Raw genomic sequence first — 24,876 nt, forward strand, 5'->3', positions numbered from 1 at the left:
TGATCGGCCTGGTAGGCGCCACGGTGATCAGCGCAGGAATAGTCGCCATTTTTGTCCGCGAAGGCCAGACAGGCGCAACCACCAACCGTGTGTAGTTACGGCGCGGAGCGCACCCAAAGTCCCCACACAGCAACTCGAGCCCGCCGGGCTACACGGCGACTCGGGCGGGTGTGTGGGCGGCTCGCCGCAGGGCGTACCCGGTGATGGCGGCCGCCACGACCAGGGGTGCGCCGTCGCGGATCAAGCCGTCCTCGCCCAGCAGGATCCCGCACAGCGGCAGGTCGAAGGCCAGCACCGCCAGCGTGGTCGAGGTCAATGCGGCGCGGGCGCGGTGGCTGCCCCGGCCGATGAAGTAGGCGGACAGCAGGGCCACGTAACTCACCGCGATGCCGGCCAGGATCCAGAGGATCACGGCCAGGGTCCACTCCGGGCGGTGCCGCAGCGTGCCCACCGCGGTCAGGGCCGGGACCAGCATCAACGGGCTGTAGCTGAACGAGGCCAGCCGGGCGGTCAGCACCCACGGGTCGCTCGGCGGGGCCTCGCGCAGGCTCAGGCCCTCCCTGGTCAGGACCGGTCGGCGCGGCTGGTGGATCAGGTGCGCGTCGATGCCCGGGTGGCGGTGGAGCAGCACCACCACGGTCAGGCAGAGCAGCGCGAGCACGCCGAAACTGATCAGGCCGGGCAGCGGCGGGCGGCCCGAGGACGGGACGATCAGGCGACCGACCGCGAACAGCGTGGTCATGGTCAGAATCAGACTCAGCGGCTTGGCGGTGGCCCGAGCCCGGCGGACCTGGAAGATCAAGATCAACCACCCTAGGGTACGAACGAGCGCCCAGCCCGTCCGCACCGCGAAGCCGACGCCGCGCTCCGGTGCGTACCAGAAATTGAGCACCTCGACCACGACGGTGGCCGCAGCCGTGGCGATCAACAGTGCCGTGAGGACACGGACCGGGCGGGGAGTCATGGTGAACGCAGTACCCGGGCCGGGTCGTCGTCACGCCGTGCGGTGGCGGTGGCGCATGACGAGCCAGGTGATCCAGCCAGCGCCGATGATGAAGCCGAAGCTGATGATCCGGTAGAGGACGACGGCGGCGATCGCGGTGCCGGTCGGTACTCCCCCGCCGGCCAGGCCGAGGATCAGCGCGCTGTCGATGATGCCGAGCCCACCGGGTACGAGGGTCACGGTGCCGGCGGCCATTCCCGCGCAGAAGGCGAGCAGCAGCTGGACGGCGTTGACCGGCGCGTCGCTGACCGCCCGGACGCACATCCACAGGCAGGCGGCGTCGAGCCCCCAGTTGAGCACCGCGAAGACCGCGGCGGCGAGCCCACGGCCGGGGGTCAGGCGGGCGGCGCCGAGCTGGCCGACGAAGTGCCGGATCTTGTCCAGGCCCTGCTCGGCGGGGCGGCGGCGGAGCCGGTTGAACCGCGCCAGGACCGCCCGGGTCGCGGGCTCCAGCGCGGCGGGGCGGCGGCTGACCCGGCGGACGCCGAACACCAGCAGGGCGATGACGGTGACCAGGCCGGCCAGTCCGTACCAGTGCGGGGTGCCGCCGGCGAAGAGCGCACCGACCACGGTGACCGCCGCGAGCGCCGTGGTGGACAGGATGCCGGACAGCGCGATGCACCAGGCGGCGACCGCGGGCGTCGCGCCGAAGCGGCGCATCTGCTGGAAGTTGAACTTGGTGGAGAACGCCGGCCCGCCCGGCAGGGTCTCGTTGAGCGAGTGCGCGGCGTAGGCGAGCGCGATGTTGCGGTAGAGCGGCACCTTCAGCCCGGCGGAGCGCAGCAGGGTGTGCTGCATCCGCGCGTAGGTGCCCATCGCCGCCAGCTCGGCGATCACCGCGGCGGCGAGCCAGCCCAGGTGCGGCGCTCTCAGCTGGCCGAGCGCCGAGGACAGCGACGACCAGCCGAGAACGAGCTCGACAGCGAACAGGACGACCACCGCGGCGACGGCGGCGCGCCGGGCCCAGCGGCGCTTGCTTCCGGGTCCGGCGGCGGCACCGGGCTCGGCGGCGGCGCCGTCCTCGGCAGGCTGGGCCGAGTCGAGGGACACCGTCATGAGTGCGCTGCTCTGATCATTCGCTGCTGCATACCCCCACCTCGGGCAAATCACTCAGACCGTGGCAGGGGTGACAGCGCGGGATTCGGCGCCGGTCACCGGGGCGGTGGTGCGGGCGCGACCGGCGCGCACTCCGCTGACCAGGCAGAGAACAACACCAAGAACAAGCCAGGAGATCAGTACGACGGTGGCGTGCGCAGCGCCGTGGCCGTCGAAGAACGCGGTCGAGCGCAGCAGCTGTCCACCGGCACCCGGCGGGAGCAGCTGACCGAAAGCGCCACCCCAGCCGGGCAGCATCTCGGGCGCGCTGGTGAGGCCGGAGAACGGGTTGCCGACCAGCATCATCAGCACCGCGCCGAGCCCGAAGCCCGGGTAGCCGAACAGTGCCTCCAGCCCGAGCAGGGTCATCGAGATGGCGCCGATGGTCAGGGCGATCGCCCCGGCGTTGGCCAGGTAGGAGCCGTCGATCGAGCCGAACCAGAACTGCAGGATCGCGGCCATGGCCAGCCCGCCGGTGACCGCGAAGGTCAGCGCACCGGTGACCCGGCGGGTGGTGCCGCGCAGCAGGTTGGTGAGCAGCACCGCGGTGAGCAGGCCGCCCATGACGAGGGGCAGGGCCGCGGCGGCCAGGCCGGCGCCGCGCGGGTCGTCGGCGGGCAGGGCGACGACGTCGCGGGTGGTGACCGCCGGGCCGCTGCCCGGTGCCTGCGCCTGCGCGAGGGCGGTGCCGAGGGCCTGCAGGGACTGCGCGATCGAGGCGCTGCCGGCCGAGGCGGTCAGCAGGTGCGGGGTGCCGCTGCTGAGGTCGATCGCGCCGTACACCTCGCGGTCGCGGATCAGCTGCTCGGCGGCGGCGGTGTCGGCGACGCGGGTGACGTCGAACGCGCCGGGCATCTTCGTGTCGAGGGTGGCGATCACCTGGTCGGCCGCGGCGGCCGGGCCGGCCACGGCGATCGGCACGTCGTGCAGCGACGAGTGCACCGACGGCCAGGCGAACGCGGTGAGCAGCACGCTGATGATCACAGTGAGCAGAGCCACCGCGGCGGCGACCCTCGGCCAGGGCGACGGTGTGGCCGTGGCGGGCTCGGGTTGTACCTGGGTGGACATGAGCTTCTCCTTAGCGAACGACTGTTCGTTTTTGAGTCTGGAGGCGGCGGTGCCCCGTGTCAAGAACGAGCGTTCGCTTTATGATTCGGCTCATGCCCCGCGGCCCTGAGGAATAGCGCGCCGGCATACCAACAGCCCTCGATCGGCCTTCCCGGAGTGCGGGGATGATCGATCGAGGGCTGCTGTCGGGATTGGCCGGAGGTTATGTCTCCCCGACGTCAGTGAGAGATCGCATCAGCGGGTGCCGCCGGACGCGCCGCCGCCGGAGTGGCCGGAGCCACCACCGGACGAACCGCCACCCTGCTGACCACCGGACGAGCCGCCACCCGAGTGCCCCGAGCCACCGCCCGACGCGCCGCCACCGGACGAGCCGCCGCCGGGCTGGCCACCACCAGGCTGGCCACCACCGGACGAGCCACCACCCGAGTGGCCGGAGCCACCACCGGACGAACCGCCACCCTGCTGACCACCAGAAGCGCCACCGGACGAGCCGCCCGACGAGCCGCCGCCGCTGTGCCCGGAGCCACCGGAAGCGCCGCCGCCGGACGACCCACCGCCAGGAGCGCCACCACCGGACATGCCCCCACCCGAGTGCCCCGAGCCGCCCGACTGCCCGCCACCGGAGTGCCCCGAGCCGGAGCCCCCGCCGTGCCCGGAGTTGGACCCGCCGCCGTGACCGGAGTTGGAACCCCCCTGGTGCCCCGGGTTCCAACCACCCTGGTGCCCGGAGTTGTTACCCCCCTGGTGTCCCGGGTTCCAACCACCCTGGTGTCCACCACCAGCGTGCCGGGGGTTGAACCCACCGTGGCCGGGGTTGAAACCGCCGTGGCCCGGGCTGAATCCGCCCTGCGGGCCGACGAAGACGCTGCCCGGCCGTCCGCCGCCGAAGCCGCCCCGGTGTCCGGAGATGAAGCCACCCTGCGGCCCGACGAAGAAGGTGGCCGGGCGCAGGTGCCGCGGCCGGATCCAGCCCGGACGCCCCGGAAGCAGCGGGTACGCCGCGACCAGCGACGGGCCGTACGGCCGGAAGCCCGGCTGCAACCAGTCCCCGTCGGTGAGGATCCGCAGCGCCCACGTCCCGCGCCGCTCGCCGACCGTCACGTACGTGACGTCGAAGTCGCTCCAGTCGGCGTTGTTCCGGCCGAACTGGCCCGCGACCGTGCACGCCTGCTGAGATGTGTACCAGCCGACAACCTGTCCGGTGTCTCCGGAATCGTTGCAGCAACCGCCCGCTTGCTTGGTCACCGGCGCCTGGTTGGCGCCCGAGGCCTGGGCGGGCCCGGCTGCCGTGGCGAGTGCGGCGAGAACACCGAGGCCACCTACGGCCACCACACGAGCAATCTTCTTCATCAACGCTCCATCCTCAGGATAGCTTTGATGACGAAAACGGGCTTTTCTCCACATCGGAAGTCGCCCCTGAGTCCGTTGCCGGATGGCCGTTCAGAGGACCCATCACGAAGGGTGACGGCGGTCACTGGCCGGGGCGCCAGACCCTGCGTACCCCTCAGGAATTTTGCCGAAGCGGCGCTGACGCTGCCTGACGCTCCGGATGTGGAAGATCGCTCGCGTACCCTCGTCGGCATGCCGGCCCACGACGCCCTGAGCCTGGGGACCTGGCGGCGTGACCCGGCGACCGTGGTGCGCCGGGCCGTGTCGGTGCCGGCCGGTGACCTGGGGCCGCTCACGATCGTCGCCGAGTCGGAGGTGTCCGGCGTCGCCACCGACTGGCTGCCGCACGCGCATCCGATGCACGAGCTGGTGTGGGTGCGCGGCGGCACGCTGACCTCGCGGATCGGCAACCGGATCTTCACAGTCCCGGCCGGGTACGGCCTGTGGCTGCCCGCCGGCGTGGTCCACGGCGGCCGGCTGACCGCCGGCGCCGAGCTGCACGACGCGTTCTTCGTCCCCGAGCGCACCCCGGTCGCGTTCGCCGGACCGACCTCGATCACGATGACCCCGCTGCTGGAGTCGCTGCTGTTGCGCCTGGTCCGCACGGATCTCGACGCCGGGGCGCGGGCCCGCACCGAGGCGGTGGTGTTCGACGTGCTCGACCCCTCGGAGCGGCAGTTCGCGCTGGAGCTGCCCGGCGATCCCCGCATCGACGGCATCGCCGAGGCGCTGCTGGCCGACCCCGCCGACGACCGCGGGCTGCAGGAGTGGGCGGACCAGCTGGGCATCAGCGATCGGACGATCACCCGGGCGTTCCGCGGCACGACCGGGCTGTCGTTCGCGCAGTGGCGGCAGGCGTTACGCGTGCACCAGGCGCTGGCACTGCTCTCCGAGGGCGTGGACGTGCGCGGGGTGTCCGAACGGCTCGGTTATGCGCAGCCGAGCACGTTCATCGCCGCGTTCCAGCGGGTGATGAACGTGACGCCGGGCCTGCTCGCCCAGGCGCCCGCCTATCGCGCCTGATGTCCGGAATCCCGTATCGCCTGTCCTGAGGGCCGGATTGCCGACAATCTGATGATCATCTAGCCTCCGTAAGGCAAGGCAAACCTAACCTCGTTCCGGCCGACCAGCACGGTCACGCCGCCAGCGAGGCCGACGGCTGCCTCGACCGGGCGTGCCGCGCCTGCTGCCCTGCGAATTCGGAGCCGATCGATGTCCACGACGCCTGCGCCGTCCGCGGCCGTGCTCCGCGGTGACCAGCTCGTGCTCCGGTACGGCAAGACCGCCGTGGTGCACGGCGTCTCGGTGGAGCTGGAGCCCGGCCGGGTGACCGCGCTGATCGGGCCGAACGGCAGTGGCAAGTCCACCCTGCTGCGGGCGCTGGCCCGGCTGCACCGGGTGGACGGCGGCGAGGTGACCCTCGAGCACCGCGACGGCCGGCCGGCCCGGGCGGTGTCGCTGCTGAGCGCCCGGGACTTCGCGCGGGAGGTCACCCTCTTCTCCCAGTCGCGTCAGGCCCCGCACGGGCTGACGGCCGGCGAGGTCGTCGCGTTCGGACGGCACCCGCACCGGCGGCGCTTCGCCGGGCCGTCCCCGGCCGACCGGGAGGCGATCGCCGCGGCGATGACGGTCACCGGCGTGACCGAGATGGCCCAGCGGCCGGTCGGCGAACTGTCCGGCGGCGAGATGCAGCGCGTCTGGCTGGCCGCCTGCCTGGCCCAGCAGACCGGCGTGGTGCTGCTCGACGAACCGACGAACCACCTGGACCTGCGCTACCAGATCGAGACGCTCGACCTGGTCCGCGACCTCGCCGACGAGCACGGCGTCGCCGTCGGCATCGTGCTGCACGACCTCGACCACGCCGCCCGGGTCGCCGACACGCTCGTGCTGCTGCACGCCGGGCGCATCCACGCGGCCGGCGACCCCCTCGCGGTGCTCACCGCCGAGCACCTCAGCGAGGTCTACGACCTGCGCGTCGACGTCGACGTCGACCCGCGCACCGGGCGCCTGCGCCTCGACCCCGTCGGGCGGCATCCCGCCCGCAACCGTTACGCCGCCCCCGCGGCGCCCCCGATCCACCCAGGAGAAAAAGTCCGATGATCCTTGTCAACCGCCTCGCGGTCACCACGGCGGCCCTCGCCGCGGTCGCCGTGGCGCTCAGCGCCTGCGGCACCACGAAGGTGGACGAGCCCGCCGCCGCCGGCTCGGCCGCCCCCACGTCGCAGACCTGCGCCAACGACACCACGACGACCGCGACCGGCCCGGTGTCGATCACCGACGGCGTCGGCCGCAAGGTGGAGCTGGCCAAGCCGGCTCAGCGGGTCGCCGTGCTGGAGTGGCAGCAGACCGAGGACCTGATCACGCTCTGCCTCAACCCGGTCGCGGTCGCCGACGCCAAGGGCTACGCCACCTACGTCAAGGCCGAGACGCTGCCCGCGGGCGTCGTCGACACCGGCGAGCGCGGCCAGCCCGACCTCGACGCGCTCTACGCGACGAACCCCGATCTGATCATCGTGGAGGCGTTCAAGGCCGACGACGAGCTGATCACCAAGCTGGAGAAGCGCGGCGTGCCGGTGCTGGCCACCGTCGGCGCCGACGCCACCGGCCAGATCGCGAACATGAAGAAGGTCTTCTCGATGATCGGTACGGCCACCGGCCGCACCGAGCGCGCCGAGAAGGTGCTGAGCCAGTTCGACACGCACCTCGCCGAGGCCAAGACCACGGTCGCGGCCGCGAACGTCACCGCGAAGGACTTCCTGTTCTTCGACGGCTGGATCGAGGGCGGCAACGTCGTCATCCGCCCGTACGGCAAGGGCGCGCTGTTCACCGAGCTCGGCGAGCAGCTCGGCCTGGTACCGGCCTGGACCGACGCGATCAACAAGACGTACGGCAGCGGCGGCGTCGACCCAGCGTACGGTCTCGCGCAGACCGACATCGAGGGCCTCACCGCCGTCGGCAGCGCCACCCTGTTCTACTCCGACGACGACACCGCGGACAGCTACGTCAAGGAGCTGCGCAAGAGCCCGATCTGGTCGGCGCTGCCGTCGGTCAAGGAGAACCGTGCGTACGCGTTCCCGGCGGGTGTCTGGGGCGCCGGCGGCCCGCTCTCCAACGAGCAGGCCATCGACGCCTACGTGAAGATCCTGACCACGGCGTGAGCGACACCCGGGTACGGCCGGCACTCCCCGGTCTGGGACTCGGTCGCGGGATGAGCGGGGCGGCCGTGCTGGCCGTCCTGCTCGTCGCGGTCGTGGTGGCCGGGCTGTGGCACATCACCCAGGGCACCTCCGGCATCGGCGTCACCGACCTGGTGCGCTACCTGCTCGGGGCGCGTGAGCAGGTCGGTGGCGTACCGGTCGCGGACGTGCTGACCGGCTCGCGGCTGCCGCGGGTGCTGGCTGGTGTCGCGGTCGGGGTGGCACTCGGCGCTGCCGGGGCCCTGCTGCAGTCGGTCACCCGCAACGCGCTGGCCGCGCCGGACACCCTCGCCGTCACCGCCGGGTCCTACTTCGCGCTGTGCGCGGTCGCCGCGTTCGGCCTCGCCGTGCCACTCTGGGCGTCCGGCGCGGTGGCCTTCGCCGGTGGCCTGCTCGCCGCGGGCCTGGTGCTCGGGCTGGTCGGCACCGCCTCGGGCATCGGCTCGACCCGGCTGATCCTGGCCGGTTCGGCGGTCGCGATGGCGCTCGACGCGGCCACCGCGATGCTGCTGATCCTGTTCAAGGAGAGCACCACCGGCCTGTACGCCTGGGGCAGCGGCTCGCTCGCCCAGCTGAACATCGACGCCGCCCTGCGCGCCGCCCCGGTCATCGCCGTCGCGCTCGGCGCCGCCCTGCTGCTGGCCACCCGCCTCGACGTGCTCGGCCTCGGCGACGACGCGGCCGCCTCGCTCGGTGTGCCGGTCCGCTCGACCCGGGTCGTCGCGGTGCTCTGCGCCGTGCTGCTGACCAGCATCTCGGTGACGCTCGCCGGGCCGATCGCGTTCGTCGGGCTCGCCGCGCCGGTCGCGGTACGCCTGGCCGCCCACCGGATCAGCGCCCTGGCCCGGCACCGCTTCCTGATCCCGGCCTGCGGACTGGCCGGGGCACTGCTGGTCATCCTCGCGGACGCGGTGCTGCGGGCGATCCTCGGCGCGCAGGCGGCCGCCTCGATCCCCACCGGCATCCCGACCGCGCTGCTCGGCGCCGTGGTGATCGTGATCCTGGCGCTACGGCTGCGCGACGCCGGCGCCGCACGTGAGGCGCCCCGGGCGTACGTCGCGGTCCGCTCCCGCCGCCGGTTCGCCACCGTGCTGATCGTGGTGGCCGCGCTGCTGACCGTCGCTGCGGTGGCCGGTCTGCTGGCCGGCAGCCTGTGGCTGCGCACCGGCGACATCGTGCTGTGGCTGCAGGGCACCGCGCCGGACCTGATCGGCCGGGCGCTCGACGACCGGGCCCCTCGGGTCGCCGCGGCCGTCGTCGCCGGTGCGGCCCTCGCCCTGGCCGGCACGCTGGTGCAGGGCACGGTCCGTAACCCCCTCGCGGAGCCGGGCGTGCTCGGCATCACCGCGGGCGCCGGGCTGGGCGCGGTGATCGTGGTGACCTCGGCGCTGTCCGGCGGCCGTCCCACGCTGATCGTCGTGGCCGTCGTGATGGGCCTGGCCACGTTCGCGCTGATCACCGTGCTGGCCTGGCGCGGCGGACTGCTCCCGGACCGGTTCCTGCTGATCGGCATCGGCTGCGGGTACGCGCTCAGCAACGTCAGCACGTTCCTGCTGCTGCGCGCCGACCCGTGGGACACCCCGCGGATCCTGACCTGGCTCTCCGGCACCACGTACGGGCGCACCTTCGCCGACGTGCTGCCGGTCGCCCTGGTGCTGCTGGTCGCGATCCCGGCGGCGCTGGGCATGCGCCGCCAGCTCGACCTGCTGGCCATCGACGAGGACACCCCGCGGATCTTCGGGGTACGCCGGGAGGGCGCGCGCCTGACCCTGCTGACGGTCGCCGCGGTCGCCGCGGCGGTGAGCGTGATCGCGATCGGGGTGGTCGGCTTCGTCGGTCTGGTCGCACCGCACCTGGCCCGCAGCCTGGTCGGCGTCCGGCACGGGCGGATCATCCCGGTCGCCATGCTGCTCGGCGGCCTGCTGGTCTGCACCGCCGACACGCTGGGCCGCACGATCATCGCGCCGTCGCAGATCCCGGCCGGCCTGATGATGGCGCTGATCGGCGCGCCGTATTTCGTCTGGCTGCTACGCCGCTCCCGAACCTGACCCGGCGTCAGGTAGTCGGCTGGTTTTCCGGGGTGTCTCAGGATGGCTGAGACACCCCGGAAAACCTGACCCCGGCTGGTCGTGAGGGGTGTCTCGCGGGCGCGGAGACACCCCTGGCAGCCGGTCACCCGGCGCCGGTCAGTGGGCGACCATCTGACTGCCGACGCCGCCGGAGGCGAGCAGGTCGGCCAGGGCCGGGCCGGGCATCGGGCGGGCGAAGTGATAACCCTGGCCGAAGGTGCAGCCCATCTCGGCCATGCACCGGGCCTGCTCGGCGGTCTCGATGCCCTCGGCCACCACGTGCAGCCGGTACGCGCGGGCCAGCCGGACCAGCGCCTCGGCCACCGCGTACGTGTCCGGGTCGGTGTCGATGCCGTCGACGAACGAGCGGTCGATCTTCAGGATGCTGACCGGCAGGGTGCGCAGGTAGCTCAGCGCCGCGTACCCGGTGCCGAAGTCGTCGACCGAGATGCCGATGCCCATTTCGCGCAGCGTGCTCAGACGCGCCACGGTCTGCTCGTCGGGCTGCAGGATCACGCTCTCGGTCAGTTCCAGCACCAGCCGGTCGGCCGGGAACCCGGTCTCGGCCAGCACCTCGCGGATCGTGTCGACCAGGCCGGCCTGGGTGACCTGGCGGGCCGAGACGTTGACGCTCAGCCACACCTTCTCGCCGGTCGGGGTGGACCAGCCGACGGCCTGCCGGCACGCCTCGCGCAGCACCCACTCGCCGATCGGGATGATCGCGCCGGTCTCCTCGGCCAGTTCGATGAAGGCGCCCGGCATCTGCAGGCCCCGGACCGGGTGGTTCCAGCGCACCAGCGCCTCGACCGCGATGCCGTCGCCGCCGACCAGGTTGACCACCGGCTGGAAGTGCAGGACGAGTTCGCCGTTCTCGACCGCGTCGCGCAGCTCGGCGTCGCGCGCGCGGGTGTCCAGCTCCGGGGTGTAGACCCGGTAGTGGCCGCGGCCGGCGCGCTTGACCGCGTACATGGCGGCGTCGGCGTGGGCGATCACCTGCGCGGTGTCGGCGGTGGTCTCGTCGAGGAACGCGACACCGATGCTGGCCTCGACGCCCAGCAGCAGATCGCCGAAGATCACCGGCGTGCGCAGGGCTTCGACCAGCCGCTGCGCGATGCTCTCGGCGACCGCCCGGGTCGGCATCCCGGGCAGCAGCACGGCGAACTCGTCACCGCCGAGCCGCCCGGCGGTGTCCCCGGTCCGGATCACCGCGCGCAGCGCCGTCGCGACCGCTTTGAGCACGGCGTCGCCGGCCTCGTGCCCGTACACGTCGTTGATCGGCTTGAAGCGGTCGAGGTCGATCAGCAGCACCGCGCTGTGCCGGTCGTCGCGGTGCGGCTGACGGAGCATCTCGCTGAGCAGCTCGGCGATCAGGGCACGGTTGGACAGCCCGGTGAGCGGGTCGGTGACGGCCAGGCGACGGTTCTCCCGCTGCGCGAACATCTGCCGGACGATCACCAGGCTCGTGATCACGATCCCGCCGAGGATCATGCCGCCGAGCGGGTTCATCGACTGGTCCCGGGCGACGAAGGCGATCAGCGCGTACGCGAGCACCACCGCACCGTACGGAAGCCAGCCGAAGCGGCCGCGACTGCGCCGCTCACCGGAGGTCGCGGCGTTCTGGCGCATCCGGTGATGCACGGCGAGCAGCGCGAGGAAGGCACCGGCCGCCCACAGCAGGAAGGGCCAGCTGCCGGGCTGGAAGAACACCCCGAAATGCAGGTACGCGATGGTGTACGTGCTGTCCGCGACCACGTTGACCGCCATCGCCGCGCCGAGCAGCCCCACCGCGACCCCGGCTTTCGGGCGGCGCAGCAGCAGGGTGATCAGCGCGAAGACGAGCAGCAGGTCGAGGATCGGCACCGCGGCCGAGAACGCGATCACCATCGGATCCGCGCCCGGGATCTGCAGGATCGGCCCGATCTCCAGGTACCAGAGCGCCATGCACGCGCCGGCCACGATGATCAACGAGTCGATCAGCAGCTTGAAGCGTTCGGCCTGGCTGCGACGGTCGGCGGGCAGCAGCACCAGGCCGGCCACCATGAACGGGATCGCCGCCAGGTACAGGCAGTCGGAAACCGACGGGTACGCCGGCACACCGGGCTGGAAGTCCCGGACCAGCGACGTCATCCGCGCCGCGCCCTGTGCGGCGAACGCCACCTCGAGCAGGATCCAGGCGCGGCGCTCGTTGCGCGGCAGTCCGCCCTTCACGATCAGCCGCAGCCCCAGCGCCGCGGTCAGCAGCGTGACCGGGGCAAAGACCAGATCATTTATCGTCCGTATCTGGACCTCACTGCCCCAGCCGGTGACGACCTGGACGAGGACCACCCCGAGCAGGGCGCCCGATCCCCACACGGCCACCGTCAACAGCCGCGCGAGACGCGCCCCTGGTTGTGCCATGCCCTCCACCATGAAGCAATCCCCGGCGAGTTTCGGCCGCTTCCCGGTGCAAGCCGGTTGCAGCCGGTCACCGGGTCCAGCCCGGCCGGGGCGGCAGGCGACCGGCGAGCAAGGCGCAACCGGTCACCGGATCCAGCCGGGCCGGGGTGTCAGGGCGACCAGCAGCACGCCGAGGGCGACGGCCGCGACGGCCAGCCCGGCGGCGACGAGCGACCCAGCGGTCAGCATCGAGGCGAACGCGCCGATCGCCATCACCGACCCCGCCGACCCGGCCGACAGCACCGACGCGAACGAGCCGGCCGAGCCGACCGACAGCATCGAGCCGAACGACCCGATCGACAGGATCGACCCGATGGACCCGACCGAGAGCACCGAGTCCTTCGAGTAGACGCTCAGGATCGAGCCGCTCGACTTGTAGGAGAGGAAGTTGCGGGTGGGAGTCATGGGAAGAGCCTCGCCCACCGCGGCAGTGCCCCGCAGCCGTCGGCCGACGGGTTCGCGATCCGTCAATCGGCTGACTGCGGGCTCCGCCTCAGACCGCCTTGGTCAGCGTGGCGAACTCGTCGTCGGTGAGCTGCACGTCCGCGGCGAGCAGGTTCTCCTCGAGGTGGCCGACCGACGACGTGCCCGGGATCGGGACGATCACCGGCGAGCGCCGCAGCAGCCAGGCCAGGGCCAGCTGCCCGGTGGTGACACCCGGGTGCGCGCCGGCGACCTGGTCGAGCGGGCCGCCCGGGCGGGCCAGGGCGCCGGCGTCGACCGGGGCCCACGGGATGAACGCGATGCCCTGCTCGGTGCAGAAGTCGACGAGGTTCTCGGCACGGCGGTCACCGAGGTTGTAGCGGTTCTGCACGGACGCGACCGGCAGCCCGGCGGCCTGCGCCTGCCGTACGTCCTCGACGCTGACCTCGGAGAGGCCGACCTGCTTGATCAGGCCCTCGTCGAGGAACGCCTTGAGCTCGCCGAACTGCTCGTCGCGCGGGGTGTTCGGGTCGATGCGGTGCAGCTGCCACAGGTCGATCTGCTCGACACCGAGACGGCGCATCGACATCAGTACGCACTGGCGCAGGTATTCCCGCCGGCCCAGCGCGACCCAGCGGTCCGGCCCGATCCGGGTGAAACCGCCCTTGGTCGCGATCACCACGTCGCCGTAGCCGCTGCCGTCGTGCAGGGCCTCGCGGATCAGGTCCTCGGAGACGTCCGGCCCGTACGAGTCGGCGGTGTCGATGAACGTGACCCCGAGCTCGACGGCGCGCCGCAGCACCCGGATCGCCTCGTCGTGGTCCCGCGGCGGGCCCCAGATGCCCGGCCCGGTGATCCGCATGGCGCCGAAGCCGAGGCGGTGCACGCTCTTCCCGCCGAGGTCGATGCTGCCGCTGTCCGCGATCGTCATGGTGAATTTCCTCCGGTTCGGTGACGAATCGAAGCTACCCCGCGGTGGATCAATCGCAGCAGCAGGGTTCCGAGCACGTACCAGGGCGCGTGCACGTTCTTCATGTCGTTGCCAGAAATGCGCGCCACCCACCGTGCACCGTGATGTCCGGGGCGTCGGCGACCGCGGCCGCCTCGCAGAGGAACCCGGTGACCGAGGTCCCGTCGGCCAGCCGCACCTTGCCGAGGACCATCGGCGACGGCAGCGCGGCCAGGAACGGCCCCAGCGCGGCCGGCGGCAGCTCCCACAGCTCCCCCTCGACCGCCTGACCGCTCTCGGACACCCGCACCAGGCCGGGCTTCGGCGGGGTGCTGGGCAGCGCGTACAGCCGGTATTCGGGTGCGGTGGCGACCCGGCCCACGAGGCGGCCGCCGGCCGAGGTGAGCTGGTGGTTGAGCGGCTGGCCGCTCAGGTGCGCGCCGACCACGAGCAGCGGCAGCCCGTCGGTGTACCCGCCGGGTGACGGCACCCCGGTCAGCATCGCCGCGATGTCCAGGGCCACCGCGTCGGCGAACCCGCGCGTGATCACCTGCACCCCGATGCCGGCCGGCACGGCCACCGCGGCCAGGTCGAACAGGTTGCAGAAGTTCGTGTACGTGCCGACCCGCGCGTTCACCCCGACCGGGTCCGCGGCCACCTCGGCGATCGTCGGGTGGATCGGCGCGGTCGGCAGCAGCAGCGCGTCGGCGTCACCCCACTCGGCCATCGCCTCGCGGCGCAGCGCTTCCAGGCGCTCGGTGTCGGCGACGAGGACGTGCGCCGGGATGTCCCGAGCCCCGGTGATGATCGCGCCGACGACCGGGTCGACGCCGGCCGGGGCGGAGTCCAGGAATGCGCCGACCGCCGCGTAGCGCTCCGCGACGAAGCCGCCCTCGTACAACAGCTTGGCCGCGGCCAGAAACGGTCCGAGGCGGATAGGGCGCAACCGTGCCCCGGCAGTTTCCAGGGTTTTCGCCGCCTGCTCGAAGGCGTCGAGCCACTCCGGTGACATCCCGATCAGCTCGGAGCGGTCCGGCACCGCGACGATCGGGTGCGGCGGCGCGGCCAGCGGGGCGTCGGCCGGCCACACCGGGTCACTCATGATCGCGATCGCCTGGCGGCCCTCGGACAGCGTCCGGGCGAAGATCGTCACGCAGTCGAGGCTGCGGCAGGCCGGCACCACGCCGGTGGTCGGCACCAGCCCGAGCGACGGTTTGATCCCGACGATCTGCTGGAACGCGGCCGGGACCCGCCCCGAGCCGGCCGTGTCGGTGCCCAGCGCCAGGTCCACGATGCCCAGCGCCACCACGACGGCGGACCCGGAGCTGGAGCCGCCGGAGACTCGCGACGGGTCCCGGACGTCGCGGACCGCGCCGTACGGACTGCGGGTGCCGACCAGACCGGTCGCGAACTGATCCAAATTGGTCTTGCCGAGCACGATCGCCCCCGCGTCGACGAGCCGTTGCACGGCGGGGGCGGAGATCAACGGCAGATATTCGTACGATGGGCAGGCGGCCGTCGTCGGCAGCTCCGCAACGTCGATGTTGTCCTTGACCGCCACCAACCTCCCGGCGAGTGGCAGCTCCTCGCCCGCCGCGAGGCGGGCCTCGACCACGACGGCGTCCGCGAGCACCGCCTCGAGGGACCGCAGCGTGATCCATGCCTCCGGCCGCTCCTCGAGGGCGAGCTGATCGAAAGCGGCCCGGACACGGTCCTGTGGAATCATCAAGATGCCCTTCCGGCGAGAACAACGAGGGGACTCCCGGGCGCGACCTGCGCACCGGGGCTGACCAGAATCTGCGCGACCACCCCGGCGGTGGGCGCGGTGACGACGGTCTCGAGCTTCATCGCCTCCAGGGCGAGCAGCGGCTGCCCGGCCACGACGGTGTCGCCGGGCCGCACGTCGAGGCGCCACACGCTGGACGTGAACGGCGCCTCGACCAGCGTCCCGCCCTCCGGCACGGTCACCTCACCGGCCGGCGCTGGCACGGCGGGCTCCGGCCGCGGGTCGAACTCCCCGGCCGCCGCCCAGTCCGCGCGCTCCTGACCGAAAGCGGCCGCCTGCCGGGTCTGGAACTCCGCGATCGACGGGGCATTCTCGGTCAGGAACCGCTCGTGGTCGGCGAGCCGGAACGTGCCGTCCTCGATCCGCAGCCGGTGCCGTCCGGCGGCCATGTCGGCCCGCAGGTCGAGCAGCTCCTCGGCGCCGACCGGGTACCACTGGATCCGGTCGAAGTGCCGCAGCAGGTACGGCGTCTCGCGCTGCCACCGCGACCACACCTGCACGGTACGGCCGACGAACTGGTACCCGCCCGGCCCCTCCATGCCGTAGACGCACAGGTACGCGCCGCCGATCCCGACCGCGTTCTCCGGCGTCCAGGTGCGCGCCGGGTTGTACTTGGTGGTCACCAGGCGATGGCGCGGATCGAGCGGGGTGGCCACCGGCGCACCCAGGTAGACGTCGCCGAGCCCGAGCACCAGGTAGCTGGCGTCGAAAACGGTCCGGTACACGTCGTCGACGCTGTCGAGGCCGTTCACCCGGCGGATGAACTCGATGTTCCACGGGCACCAGGGCGCGTCGTCGCGGACCCCGGCCATGTACCGCGCGATCGCCTCCCGGGTGGCCGGGTCGTCCCAGGACAGCGGCAGGTGCACGACCCGGCTGGGCACCTCGAGGTTGTCCGGCAGTTCCAGCGACCGGACCACGTCGAGCAGGGTGCGCACCGGCAGCACCGCCGGGTCGACGTGGATCTGCAGCGAGCGGATGCCCGGGGTGAGGTCGACGACGCCGGGCAGGCCCTCGGCGCGCAACCGGTCCTGCAGGGCGTGCGCGCGCATCCGCAGGCCCAGGTCGAGGGTCATCGGGCCGTACTCGACGAGCAGGTTGTCGTCGCCGGAACGCCGGTAGGTGACCTCGTCGTCGCGGGCCAGGATGCCGTCGTCGACCGCGCGGATCAGCGGAGTGAAATCGATGTCGGACACCGGCACGAACCGCACGGTGTCGCCCGGGGTGAGCTGCCCGAGCTTCCAGCGCTCGGACGTGATCACGGTGGCCGGGCAGACGAAACCGCCGAGGCTGGGGCCGTCCGGGCCGAGCAGGATCGGCACGTCACCGGTGAAGTCGATCGCGCCGACCGAGTAGGGCGTGTCGTGGATGTTGGACGGGTGCAGGCCGGCCTCGCCGCCGTCGGCGCGCGCCCAGCGCGGTTTCGGGCCGATCAGGCGGACGCCGGTGCGCGCCGAGTTGAAGTGCACCTCCCACTGCGCGGCGTAGAACGCGTCGAGGTCCTCGCGGAGGAAGAATTCCGGGGCGGCGTGCGGCCCCTCGGTGACCCGGATCTGCCAGTCGCGGCGGATGACCGGCCGCTCGTCTCGACCCTGGCTGGGCCTCCGGGGTGTCTCAGCGGTGCTGAGGCACCCCGGAGAGCCAGCCGATTCCCGCACCCGGGCCGTGGTCCGGAGCACGTCGCCGACGTTTTCTGACGCCACGGTCCGGAGCACGTCGCCGACCCGCAGCGCCCGCCCGCCGTGCCCGCCGAACTGCCCGAGCGTGAACGTCGCCGCGCTGCCCAGGTAGGACGGCACGTCCAGCCCACCGGCGAACAGGACATAGGCCCGCAGCCCGCCGTCGACCGCCTTGCCCACCTCGAGCACTCCCCCGGCGGGCACGACGACCGGCTCCCACCGCGCCACCCGCGTCCCGTCCACGGTCACCGGCACGGCCGCCCCGGTCACGCACACCGTGGTCTCCGCGCTGAACCGCAGCACCGGCCCGTCAACCGTGCACTCCAACCCGGGTGCGCCCTCGTCGTTGCCGAGCGCCCGGTTCCCCAGCCGGAACGACAGGTCGTCCATCGGCCCGGACGGCGGCACCCCGACCTCCCACAGCCCGACCCGCCCCGGCCAGTCCTGCACGGTGGTCATCGTGCCGGGTCGCTCCACCACGATCCGGGGTTCCTCGTCGTGGACTCCGGCGAGGGTCGCGGTCGAGTGGGTCGCCGCCAGGACCTGCGGGTCCGCTGCCGCGGCCCGAAGAAGACCGAGGTTGGTCTCGATGCCGTCGATGCGGGTGGTTTTCAGGGCTTCGCCCAATTTCCGGTACGCGAGAGCGCGCGTCGGAGCGGCCACGATGATTTTGGCGAGCATCGGGTCATACGCCGTGGACACCTCGGTGCCGGCCTCGACCCAGCCGTCGACGCGCGCCTCCGCCGGAGACTCGACGTCGGCTCGCGGCTCGGCCGGGAACTCGGCGTTCGTGATCAGGCCGGCGCTCGGGCGGTGGCCCAGCGTCGGATCCTCCGCATAGACGCGCGCCTCGACGGCCACCCCGGCCGCCGTCAACGGCGTGTCCAGGAACCCGGAGTCGCCGCCGGCCAGCCGCAGCATCCACTCGACCAGGTCGATCCCGAAGATCTCCTCGGTCACCGGGTGCTCGACCTGCAGCCGCGCGTTCACCTCGAGGAACGAGGCTTGCTCCCGCTCCGCGTCGTAGACGAACTCGACAGTGCCCGCCGACCGGTACCGCACCGACTCGCAGAGCGCGACCGCTTTCGTCTGAAGCTGATCGCGGAGCGACGCCGGGAGCCCGGGTGCGGGCGCCTCCTCGATCACCTTCTGGTTGCGGCGTTGCAGGCTGCAGTCCCGGTCGCCGAGTGCCACGACCCGACCGGCGCCGTCCCCGAAGACCTGCACCTCGACGTGGCGGGCGCGCTGCACGAAACGCTCCAGGAACACCCCGCCGCTGCCGAAGCTGGCCACGGCCAGGCGCTCGACCCGGTCGTAGGCCTCGATCAACGCTGCTTGATCGGCGCAGGCCTGCATCCCGATGCCGCCACCACCGCCGGTCGCCTTGACCATGACCGGGTAGCCGATCCGCTCCGCCTCGGCCAGGGCCTGATCGAGACCGGACAGCAGCCCGGTCCCCTCGATCATCGGCACCCCGGCGTCGGCGGCCAGCGCCCGCGCCGTGTGCTTGGCCCCGAACGCGGTCAGCTGCGCGGGGGTCGGCCCGACGAACAGCAGTCCGGCCTGTTCGACCACGGTGGCGAACCCGGCGTCCTCGGACAGGAACCCGTAGCCCGGGTGCACGGCGCCGGCGCCGGTGGACAGCGCCGCGTCGAGCACCCGGTCCACCCGCAGGTAGCTGTCGCGGGCCGGCGCCGGACCGAGCCGTACCGCCACGTCGGCCATCCGCACGTGCGGCGCGGCGCGGTCCGCGTCCGAGAACACGGCCACGGTCTTGAGGCCCATCCGCGCGGCGGTGCGGATGATCCGGCACGCGATCTCACCGCGGTTGGCGACCAGCAGGGTGTCGAACATCTTCTCAGTCCCCCGTAATGATCATGCGGACCGGTGTCGGGTCGAAGCCGTTGCACGGGTTGTTGATCTGCGGGCAGTTCGAGATCAGCACCAGCACGTCCCGCTCGGCGCGCAGCGAGATCCGCAGGCCCGGCGCGGAGATCCCGTCCACGATGCCGAGGCTGCCGTCCGGGTCGACCGGCACGTTCATGTACCAGTTGATGTTGCTGACCAGGTCGCGTTTGCCCAGGCCCCAGCGACTGCCCTCGATCAGGAAGTTCTCCACGCAGGCGTGCTGGTGCTTGGTGTGCTGGCCGTACCGCAGGGTGTTCGACTCGCGGCTGCACGCCCCGCCGACCGTGTCGTGCCGGCCGACCTCGTCGGCGACCACGGTCATCAGCGGCCGCCCCTCGCTGGAGCGCAGCACGCTGCCGGTGGTCAGGAAGATGTTGCCCTGCGCCGCGATGGTGTCCGGCGCGGAGTACCGCTCGCTGGTGTCGTCGGCGTTGTAGAGCAGGCAGTCGACCGCCTGATTGCCCTTGAGGTCGACGATGTCCAGCACCTGCCCGGCCCGCACGATCGCCGACCACGGCGCCCGCGCGTCCACCTGCTCGTCCAGCACGGTCTTGCCGGTCAGCACGGCATGCCCCTTGCCTCCAGGTAGTCCGCGGTGTTGCGGAACGCGCGTTCGCCTTCCGGCGACCGGGTCCAGAGCGGATCGGTGGGCGCGGTCGCCGTTCCGCGCACGGCTTCCACCCGCAGAGCCGAGCAGGTGTACGCGTCACGCGGATCGAGCGGGTGCGGAACGTTCACGAGCAGCACCGTCACCGGCATCTCGGCGCGCAGCTCCACCACCGCCCCGGCGCCCGCCGAGCCCAGCCAGGTGAACCCGCCGTCCTCGCCGACGCGCAGGCCCTGGAAGAACGAGATGCTCGGCGGCAGGTCCCGGCGGGTCAGCCCGTGCTTCGCGGCGGCCAGGGTGAACAGCTCCCGGCCCGCCGGGGTGGGGCCGTGCGGGGTGCCGTCGCCGTACCGTGTGGTGTTGCTCGTCGCCGTGGACGTGCCGCAGAAACTGTCCGAGCGGTCGCCCGCCCCGGCGGTGACCGAGGCGAGCACCCGGCCCTGGTCGGAGAGGAGCAGGTGCCCCGCGCCGACGTAGGCCTGCCAGAGCACCTTCACGGTGTCGGCGACGTTGAGCCGCTCCCACGGTTCGTCCGCGTTGAAGAGCAGGACCGAGACGCAGGCGTCGCCGTAGAGGTCGGTCAGCCGCAGCGTGGTGCCGCGGGCCAGGCGCTTGCTGGCGTAGCCACCGCCCGGGATCGTCTCGGCCCAGGTCACGCCGTCGCCGGCGGTCGCCGCCGGTACGGTCGGCATGCACTCGACGACGGTGCCGTCCTGGGCGCGGGCGTGCTCACGGGCGCCGGCCGTGGTGGCCGTGCTCATACGGCTTCCCCCTCCGGGACCACTGGCGTGGGCAGTGCCAGGTGCAGCGACATCGCCCGGGTGCGGTAGCGCAGGTACGCCAGGCCGCCGGCGAGCAGGGCCGCGCCGACGAACAGCAGCGAGAAGTAGTGCAGGTACCAGTGGCCGCCGGCCGGGTCGTACACCTCCGGGCGGGGCCAGCCCAGGTTGACGATCATGCCGATGCCGTAGACCACGGCCAGGACGTTGACGACAAGTCCGAACCGGCCGAGTGAGAACAGCCGCCCGCCGCGCTCGGTCAGCGTCTCCTGCTCGCCGCGCGGCCAGCCCTTCAATCGGCGGAGCAGCAGGGGGATGGTGACCAGGGCGTACGCGATGTAGAGCATCACGATGCAGACACTGGTGATCGCGGTGAACAGCGCGGCCTGACCGATGTTGACCAGCAGCACGCCGGCCGCGCCGACCCCGACCACGATCGCCGGCAGGACCGGGGTTCCGGTGCGCGGGGACACCCGGCGCAGCGCACCGGAGAACGGCAGCACGTTGTCGCGCGCCATCGAGAACACCATCCGGCTGCCGGCCGTCTGGATGGCGAGCGTGCACACCGCGATCGCGATGGCCACGTCGACGAGCAGGATGCGGCCGCCGGTCTCGCCCAGGCGGCTCGTCAGGACGTACGGAAGGCCCTCGGTGGCCAACCGGCCATCGGTGAGCGACGGGGCCGCCATCAGCGCAGCGATCAGCATGAGCCCGCCGCCGATACCGGCCGCCGCGAGCGCGCGCAGGATCGTGCGGGGCGCGGTGTGGCGCGGATCGCGGGTCTCCTCGCTGAGCTCACCCGCACTGTCGAAGCCGACCACGACGTACGCCGCCATCAGCGCCGACACCAGGAACGGGCCGACATAGCCGAGCCCCTCGCCGGTCCCGCCGGTGTCGAAGACGACGCCCGGACCGCGTTCCGCGTGGGTCAGCAGCAGCACGACCACCGCGGCCACCCCGATGATCTCCAGCGTCACGCCGATGCTGTTCACGATCGACATCAGCCGTACGCCGATGATGTTGATGATCGTGGTGACCGCGATCAGCGCGGTGCCGAGGATGACCGCGTTGGTGGCGCCGGTCGTCGAGGTGAGCGACGGATCCCCGCCGACCAGCTGGAACCCGGACCAGATCGACGGCAGCACCACCTGCAGCGCGATCGCGGCCGCCGCCACCGTGGCGATCTGCGCGATGATCATGACCCAGCCGGCGAACCAGCCCACCGTGGCGTTGCCGAGCCGCCGCGACCACTGGTAGATGCAGCCCGAGATCGGATAGCGGGCGGCCAGCTCGGCGAAGGTCAGCGCGACCATGAACTGACCGGCGAAGACCAGCGGCCAGGTCCAGAAGAACGCCGGCCCGCCGAACGAGAACCCGAACGCGAAGAGCTGGAAGACCGTGGTGAGGATCGAGACGAACGAGAACCCGGCCGCGAAGCTGGCGTAACTGCCGATGCTGCGGCGCAGCTGCGGCTCGTACCCGAAGCCGCGCAGATCGGCGGCGTCGGCGGTGTCGTTCGCGTCGGGCGGGGCAGGAGCGAGGGACATGCCGCCTCCTATGGACAGGGCGGCTGACCTGCCGCCCGTCAATTTCTGTCAGTTGACAGATTCCGGGAGCGGGCATCGACGACGGTTTCTCGGTGGTAAACCTTGGGTTGCCGGGTGTGTCGTCGGCGTTACGGCCGCTCCGGCCGCGGGTGCCCCGGCGCACCGTGACCCACGGCCCGCCCGGCCCCGGCGGATCCGGCGGTCGCCCGGGCGCGTGGAACGATGGACCGGTGAGCTCCGCCCCTTCTGTCGGACGACCCCGTTCCGGCGCCCGCCGCCTGCCGGCTGCGACGGCCCGCGAGGAGATCCTCGACGCCGCCGCCGAGCTGTTCGCCCAGCGCGGCTACGCGGCCACCTCGACCCGCCTGATAGCCGAGCGGGTCGGCATCCGGCAGGCGTCGCTGTACTACCACTTCAACACCAAGGAACAGATCCTGGCCGAGCTGCTGGAGGCCACGGTCCGCCCGTCGCTGGCGTTCGCCGCGGAGCTGGCCGCCCAGGGCCTCCCGCCGGCGGACGCGTTGCACGCCCTGGTCCGCTACGACGTCGGGGTGCTGCTCGGCGCCCGCTGGAACATCGGCATCCTGTATGCGCTGCCGGAGATCGCGTCCGAGCCCTTCGCCCTGTTCCGGCGCGAACGCGAGGAGCTGCGCACGGCGTACCGCCGCTTGACCGCGGCCTCGTCCCCGGACGGCCCGGCGGTGCTCGGCGACCTGGTGTTCGGTCTGGTGGAGAGCGTCATCGGCATGCGCCGCGACCTACCCACCCCGCCGGACGCCGAGTCCCTGCAGGAAACCGTCGCCGCCGCCGCGTTACGCCTCGCCCGGTCGAGATAAACCGGATGCCGGGGACATCCGGCTGCCGGCACCACTGCCCGCGACGGCCGCGCCGCTGGCGCCCGCCATCGACGGCGACAACCACACCGACCTTGCAGGCCGCCGACGCCGACGACAACGGCACCGCCGACCTCTGGACGGTGAGCGACGGCGCCGCAGCCACCGCTTGGCCGGTGTCCGACACCCGCCGCGTCGTCCTCGACGACACCGGCCCCACGATCACCTCGATGACACCGGCCGATCGGGCTCTCTGGCGGTGAAACCCAATTGCGTCGTCTCCGTGGTGTGGTTAGGTCGGCGCATGTCGGTCACGATGCAGCTTGCGACGCCGGATGCGTTGGGCGAGATCGTTGAGGCAGTAGCGGTCTGGCAGCACACCGGCGGGCCGGTCCAGCTTCATCCAGGCGACCTTGGGTGGCACTGGAGGTTCGGCCGACGGAAGGTGGCCGAGGCCGTCAGGGTGTGGGCCCGTAACGGGCACGTCCTGGCCGTTGGCATGGTGGACGACGGGGTGATCCGCATGGGCATCGCACCGGGCGTCGACGAAGACGCCGCGTTCGCGGCCCGGCTGCTGGCCGATCTGTCGGATCCGAAGCAGGGGGTGCTGCCCGACGGCACCGGGGCCGTCGAGGCCCGCTTCGGCACTGCTCTTCGAGATCTCCTGGATCGCGGCGGTTGGGCGGCCGACGAACCGTGGACCCCGTTGTCTCGCGAACTGATCGAGCCGGTGGAGGACTGCGGGCTCCGGGTCGAGGTCATCGAGGCGCACGATGTTCGGGATCGGATCGTTGATGATCGGGTCGCGGTGCAGCGGGCGGCGTTCGCCAACTCGGCGTTCACTGTGGAGCGCTGGCGCGCGATGGCCGCTGCACCGCCGTACCGTCGGGCCCGGTGCCTGGTCGGTTACGACGGCGACGGCGATGCGGTCGCCGCGGTGACGGCTTGGTCGGCGGGGGAAGGACGACCGGGTTTGCTCGAACCACTGGGCGTTCATCGGGATCACCGTGGCCACGGATACGGCCGCGCCATCACGGTGGCCGCGGCCGCCGCATTGCAGCGGATGGGTTCGTCCAGCGCGACAGTGTGCACCCCGAGCAGCAACGTCGGCGCCGTGGCGACGTACGTTTCGGCTGGTTTTCAGAAGTTCCCGGAGGTTACCGACTTCCGCCGCACGAGTTGACTGTGCCATCGCAACCGTGAAGTAGCGGAAGCTTCCCATGATGATCGACGCCTTTCGATGTTCGTTGGCCGGCTGGTGACGGTCGCGACCGTGTGTACCCGCTCCGGTCAGGGCAGACTGGCACCGTGGCGAACATTTTGATCACCGGCGCCTCGGATGGGCTGGGGCGCGCGCTGGCCCGCGCCCTGGCCGCTGCCGGGCACCATCTTGTTGTCCACGGCCGCGACGCCGACCGGTTGGCCGGTATCGCCCGGGAGACCGGCGCGGTGGCGATCCGGGCCGACCTGTCGTCGCTCGACGAGGTACGCGCGCTCGCGGCTCAGACCGCCGAGCATGCTGCCGGAATCGACGTGCTGGTCAACAATGCCGGTATGGGGTTCGGCGCCCCGGGCGCCGGCCGGGAGCTGTCCCGCGACGGGTACGAGTTGCGCCTGGCGGTCAACTACCTGGCGCCGTATCTGCTGACCCGGTTGCTACTGCCGGCCCTGCGGCAGTCCGGTTACGCCCGGATTGTCAACGTCGCCTCGGCCGGACAGCGTCGGGTCGACCTCTCGACGACCTGATGATGGAATAGGATTACACCGGGGTGGAGGCGTACCGCCGGTCCAAGCTTGCGCTGATCGCGCACACATTCGATCTCGCCGACGAACTGGCCGATTCCGGCGTCACCGCCAACTGCCTGCACCCGGCCTCACTGATGCCGACCGCGATGGTGCGCGAGTCCCGCTACGGCACCATCGACTCCGAGGCTCTGCTGTCCGCGCGGCACTCTCCGTGACCAGTATCAGGAACGGACAGGCCACTCGACGCCCTTTTCGGAACCCGCACGCCGAGCACGGATGCGGTGACTGAGGCCTGCCGCAACAGACGGACGGTCCGCCCGGACGTCGAAGTACCGGAAGACCGCTGACGCCACGCCCTACCC

21 protein-coding genes are annotated in these 24,876 nt (G+C 72.1%); 9 read left to right on the plus strand and 12 right to left on the minus strand.

What is annotated here, in order from left to right:
* Nucleotides 1-148 precede the first annotated feature (148 nt).
* The 4 genes from ADL15_RS18365 to ADL15_RS54250 form a co-directional block, all read right to left on the minus strand.
* The gene (locus tag ADL15_RS18365) at nt 149-964 is read right to left on the minus strand and encodes a hypothetical protein (protein ID WP_067692230.1); all 816 of its coding nucleotides are present in this window, start codon (nt 962-964) and stop codon (nt 149-151) included.
* Between the two features lie 30 nt (nt 965-994).
* Nucleotides 995-2,059, minus strand: coding sequence for a TIGR00374 family protein (locus ADL15_RS18370; protein WP_067692233.1), 1,065 nt, complete (start codon nt 2,057-2,059; stop codon nt 995-997).
* 54 nt (nt 2,060-2,113) lie between these two features.
* Nucleotides 2,114-3,166, minus strand: a complete 1,053-nt coding sequence (locus ADL15_RS18375) for a hypothetical protein (protein WP_067692236.1) — start codon at nt 3,164-3,166, stop codon at nt 2,114-2,116.
* A gap of 234 nt (nt 3,167-3,400) precedes the next feature.
* Entirely contained in the window at nt 3,401-4,516 is a 1,116-nt protein-coding gene (locus ADL15_RS54250; RefSeq protein ID WP_198170864.1) for a hypothetical protein, read from the minus strand.
* 231 nt (nt 4,517-4,747) lie between these two features.
* On the opposite strand from ADL15_RS54250, the gene ADL15_RS18385 reads away from it, so the two are divergent.
* From ADL15_RS18385 to ADL15_RS18400, 4 genes are all read left to right on the plus strand, one after another.
* Complete coding sequence (locus ADL15_RS18385) at nt 4,748-5,578, plus strand: helix-turn-helix domain-containing protein (protein ID WP_067692242.1); 831 nt, start codon at nt 4,748-4,750, stop codon at nt 5,576-5,578.
* Between the two features lie 189 nt (nt 5,579-5,767).
* Nucleotides 5,768-6,655, plus strand: coding sequence for an ABC transporter ATP-binding protein (locus ADL15_RS18390; protein WP_067692245.1), 888 nt, complete (start codon nt 5,768-5,770; stop codon nt 6,653-6,655).
* Nucleotides 6,652-7,713 (plus strand): iron-siderophore ABC transporter substrate-binding protein, encoded by a 1,062-nt coding sequence (locus ADL15_RS18395; protein WP_067692249.1) that lies wholly within the window; start codon nt 6,652-6,654, stop codon nt 7,711-7,713. Before ADL15_RS18390 ends, ADL15_RS18395 begins: the two co-directional genes overlap by 4 nt.
* Nucleotides 7,710-9,800: an iron ABC transporter permease gene (locus ADL15_RS18400; protein WP_067692252.1), complete on the plus strand. Its 2,091-nt coding sequence runs from the start codon at nt 7,710-7,712 to the stop codon at nt 9,798-9,800. The genes ADL15_RS18395 and ADL15_RS18400 overlap by 4 nt, the downstream gene beginning before the upstream one ends.
* Nucleotides 9,801-9,938: 138 nt before the next feature.
* Here the strand turns inward: ADL15_RS18400 and ADL15_RS18405 are convergent, their stop codons facing one another.
* From ADL15_RS18405 to ADL15_RS18440, 8 genes are all read right to left on the minus strand, one after another.
* On the minus strand, nt 9,939-12,218 hold the full coding sequence (locus ADL15_RS18405; protein WP_232344201.1) for a putative bifunctional diguanylate cyclase/phosphodiesterase: 2,280 nt from the start codon (nt 12,216-12,218) through the stop codon (nt 9,939-9,941).
* Nucleotides 12,219-12,341: 123 nt separating this feature from the next.
* Nucleotides 12,342-12,662 (minus strand): hypothetical protein, encoded by a 321-nt coding sequence (locus tag ADL15_RS18410; RefSeq protein ID WP_067692258.1) that lies wholly within the window; start codon nt 12,660-12,662, stop codon nt 12,342-12,344.
* 88 nt (nt 12,663-12,750) lie between these two features.
* Nucleotides 12,751-13,611: an aldo/keto reductase gene (locus ADL15_RS18415; protein WP_067692260.1), complete on the minus strand. Its 861-nt coding sequence runs from the start codon at nt 13,609-13,611 to the stop codon at nt 12,751-12,753.
* A 100-nt stretch (nt 13,612-13,711) separates the two neighbouring features.
* Nucleotides 13,712-15,355, minus strand: a complete 1,644-nt coding sequence (atzF, locus tag ADL15_RS18420; protein ID WP_067692263.1) for an allophanate hydrolase — start codon at nt 15,353-15,355, stop codon at nt 13,712-13,714.
* The gene (gene uca, locus ADL15_RS18425; protein ID WP_067692266.1) at nt 15,355-18,948 is read right to left on the minus strand and encodes an urea carboxylase; all 3,594 of its coding nucleotides are present in this window, start codon (nt 18,946-18,948) and stop codon (nt 15,355-15,357) included. The genes atzF and uca overlap by 1 nt, the downstream gene beginning before the upstream one ends.
* Before the next feature lie 4 nt (nt 18,949-18,952).
* Nucleotides 18,953-19,567, minus strand: a complete 615-nt coding sequence (locus tag ADL15_RS18430) for an urea amidolyase associated protein UAAP2 (protein WP_067692269.1) — start codon at nt 19,565-19,567, stop codon at nt 18,953-18,955.
* A complete protein-coding gene (locus ADL15_RS18435) occupies nt 19,561-20,370 on the minus strand; it encodes an urea amidolyase associated protein UAAP1 (protein WP_067692271.1) in 810 nt (269 codons plus the stop codon). The genes ADL15_RS18430 and ADL15_RS18435 overlap by 7 nt, the downstream gene beginning before the upstream one ends.
* The gene (locus tag ADL15_RS18440; RefSeq protein WP_067692274.1) at nt 20,367-21,935 is read right to left on the minus strand and encodes an amino acid permease; all 1,569 of its coding nucleotides are present in this window, start codon (nt 21,933-21,935) and stop codon (nt 20,367-20,369) included. Before ADL15_RS18440 ends, ADL15_RS18435 begins: the two co-directional genes overlap by 4 nt.
* Before the next feature lie 230 nt (nt 21,936-22,165).
* Between ADL15_RS18440 and ADL15_RS18445 the strand changes: the two genes are divergently transcribed.
* From ADL15_RS18445 to ADL15_RS54255, 5 genes are all read left to right on the plus strand, one after another.
* Nucleotides 22,166-22,771, plus strand: coding sequence for a TetR/AcrR family transcriptional regulator (locus tag ADL15_RS18445; protein WP_067692278.1), 606 nt, complete (start codon nt 22,166-22,168; stop codon nt 22,769-22,771).
* Nucleotides 22,772-22,863: 92 nt separating this feature from the next.
* Nucleotides 22,864-23,031 (plus strand): hypothetical protein, encoded by a 168-nt coding sequence (locus tag ADL15_RS53025; protein ID WP_157441452.1) that lies wholly within the window; start codon nt 22,864-22,866, stop codon nt 23,029-23,031.
* A gap of 41 nt (nt 23,032-23,072) precedes the next feature.
* Nucleotides 23,073-23,951, plus strand: coding sequence for a GNAT family N-acetyltransferase (locus tag ADL15_RS18450; protein WP_067692281.1), 879 nt, complete (start codon nt 23,073-23,075; stop codon nt 23,949-23,951).
* 125 nt (nt 23,952-24,076) lie between these two features.
* Nucleotides 24,077-24,514 carry an SDR family NAD(P)-dependent oxidoreductase gene (locus tag ADL15_RS18455; protein WP_198170865.1) on the plus strand — a complete coding sequence of 146 codons (438 nt, stop codon included), beginning with the start codon at nt 24,077-24,079 and terminating at the stop codon, nt 24,512-24,514.
* Between the two features lie 23 nt (nt 24,515-24,537).
* Nucleotides 24,538-24,729: a hypothetical protein gene (locus ADL15_RS54255; RefSeq protein ID WP_067692286.1), complete on the plus strand. Its 192-nt coding sequence runs from the start codon at nt 24,538-24,540 to the stop codon at nt 24,727-24,729.
* Nucleotides 24,730-24,876: the final 147 nt, after the last annotated feature.

Source organism: Actinoplanes awajinensis subsp. mycoplanecinus (assembly GCF_001509495.1).
In the GTDB taxonomy this organism is placed as follows: Bacteria; Actinomycetota; Actinomycetes; order Mycobacteriales; family Micromonosporaceae; genus Actinoplanes; species Actinoplanes palleronii.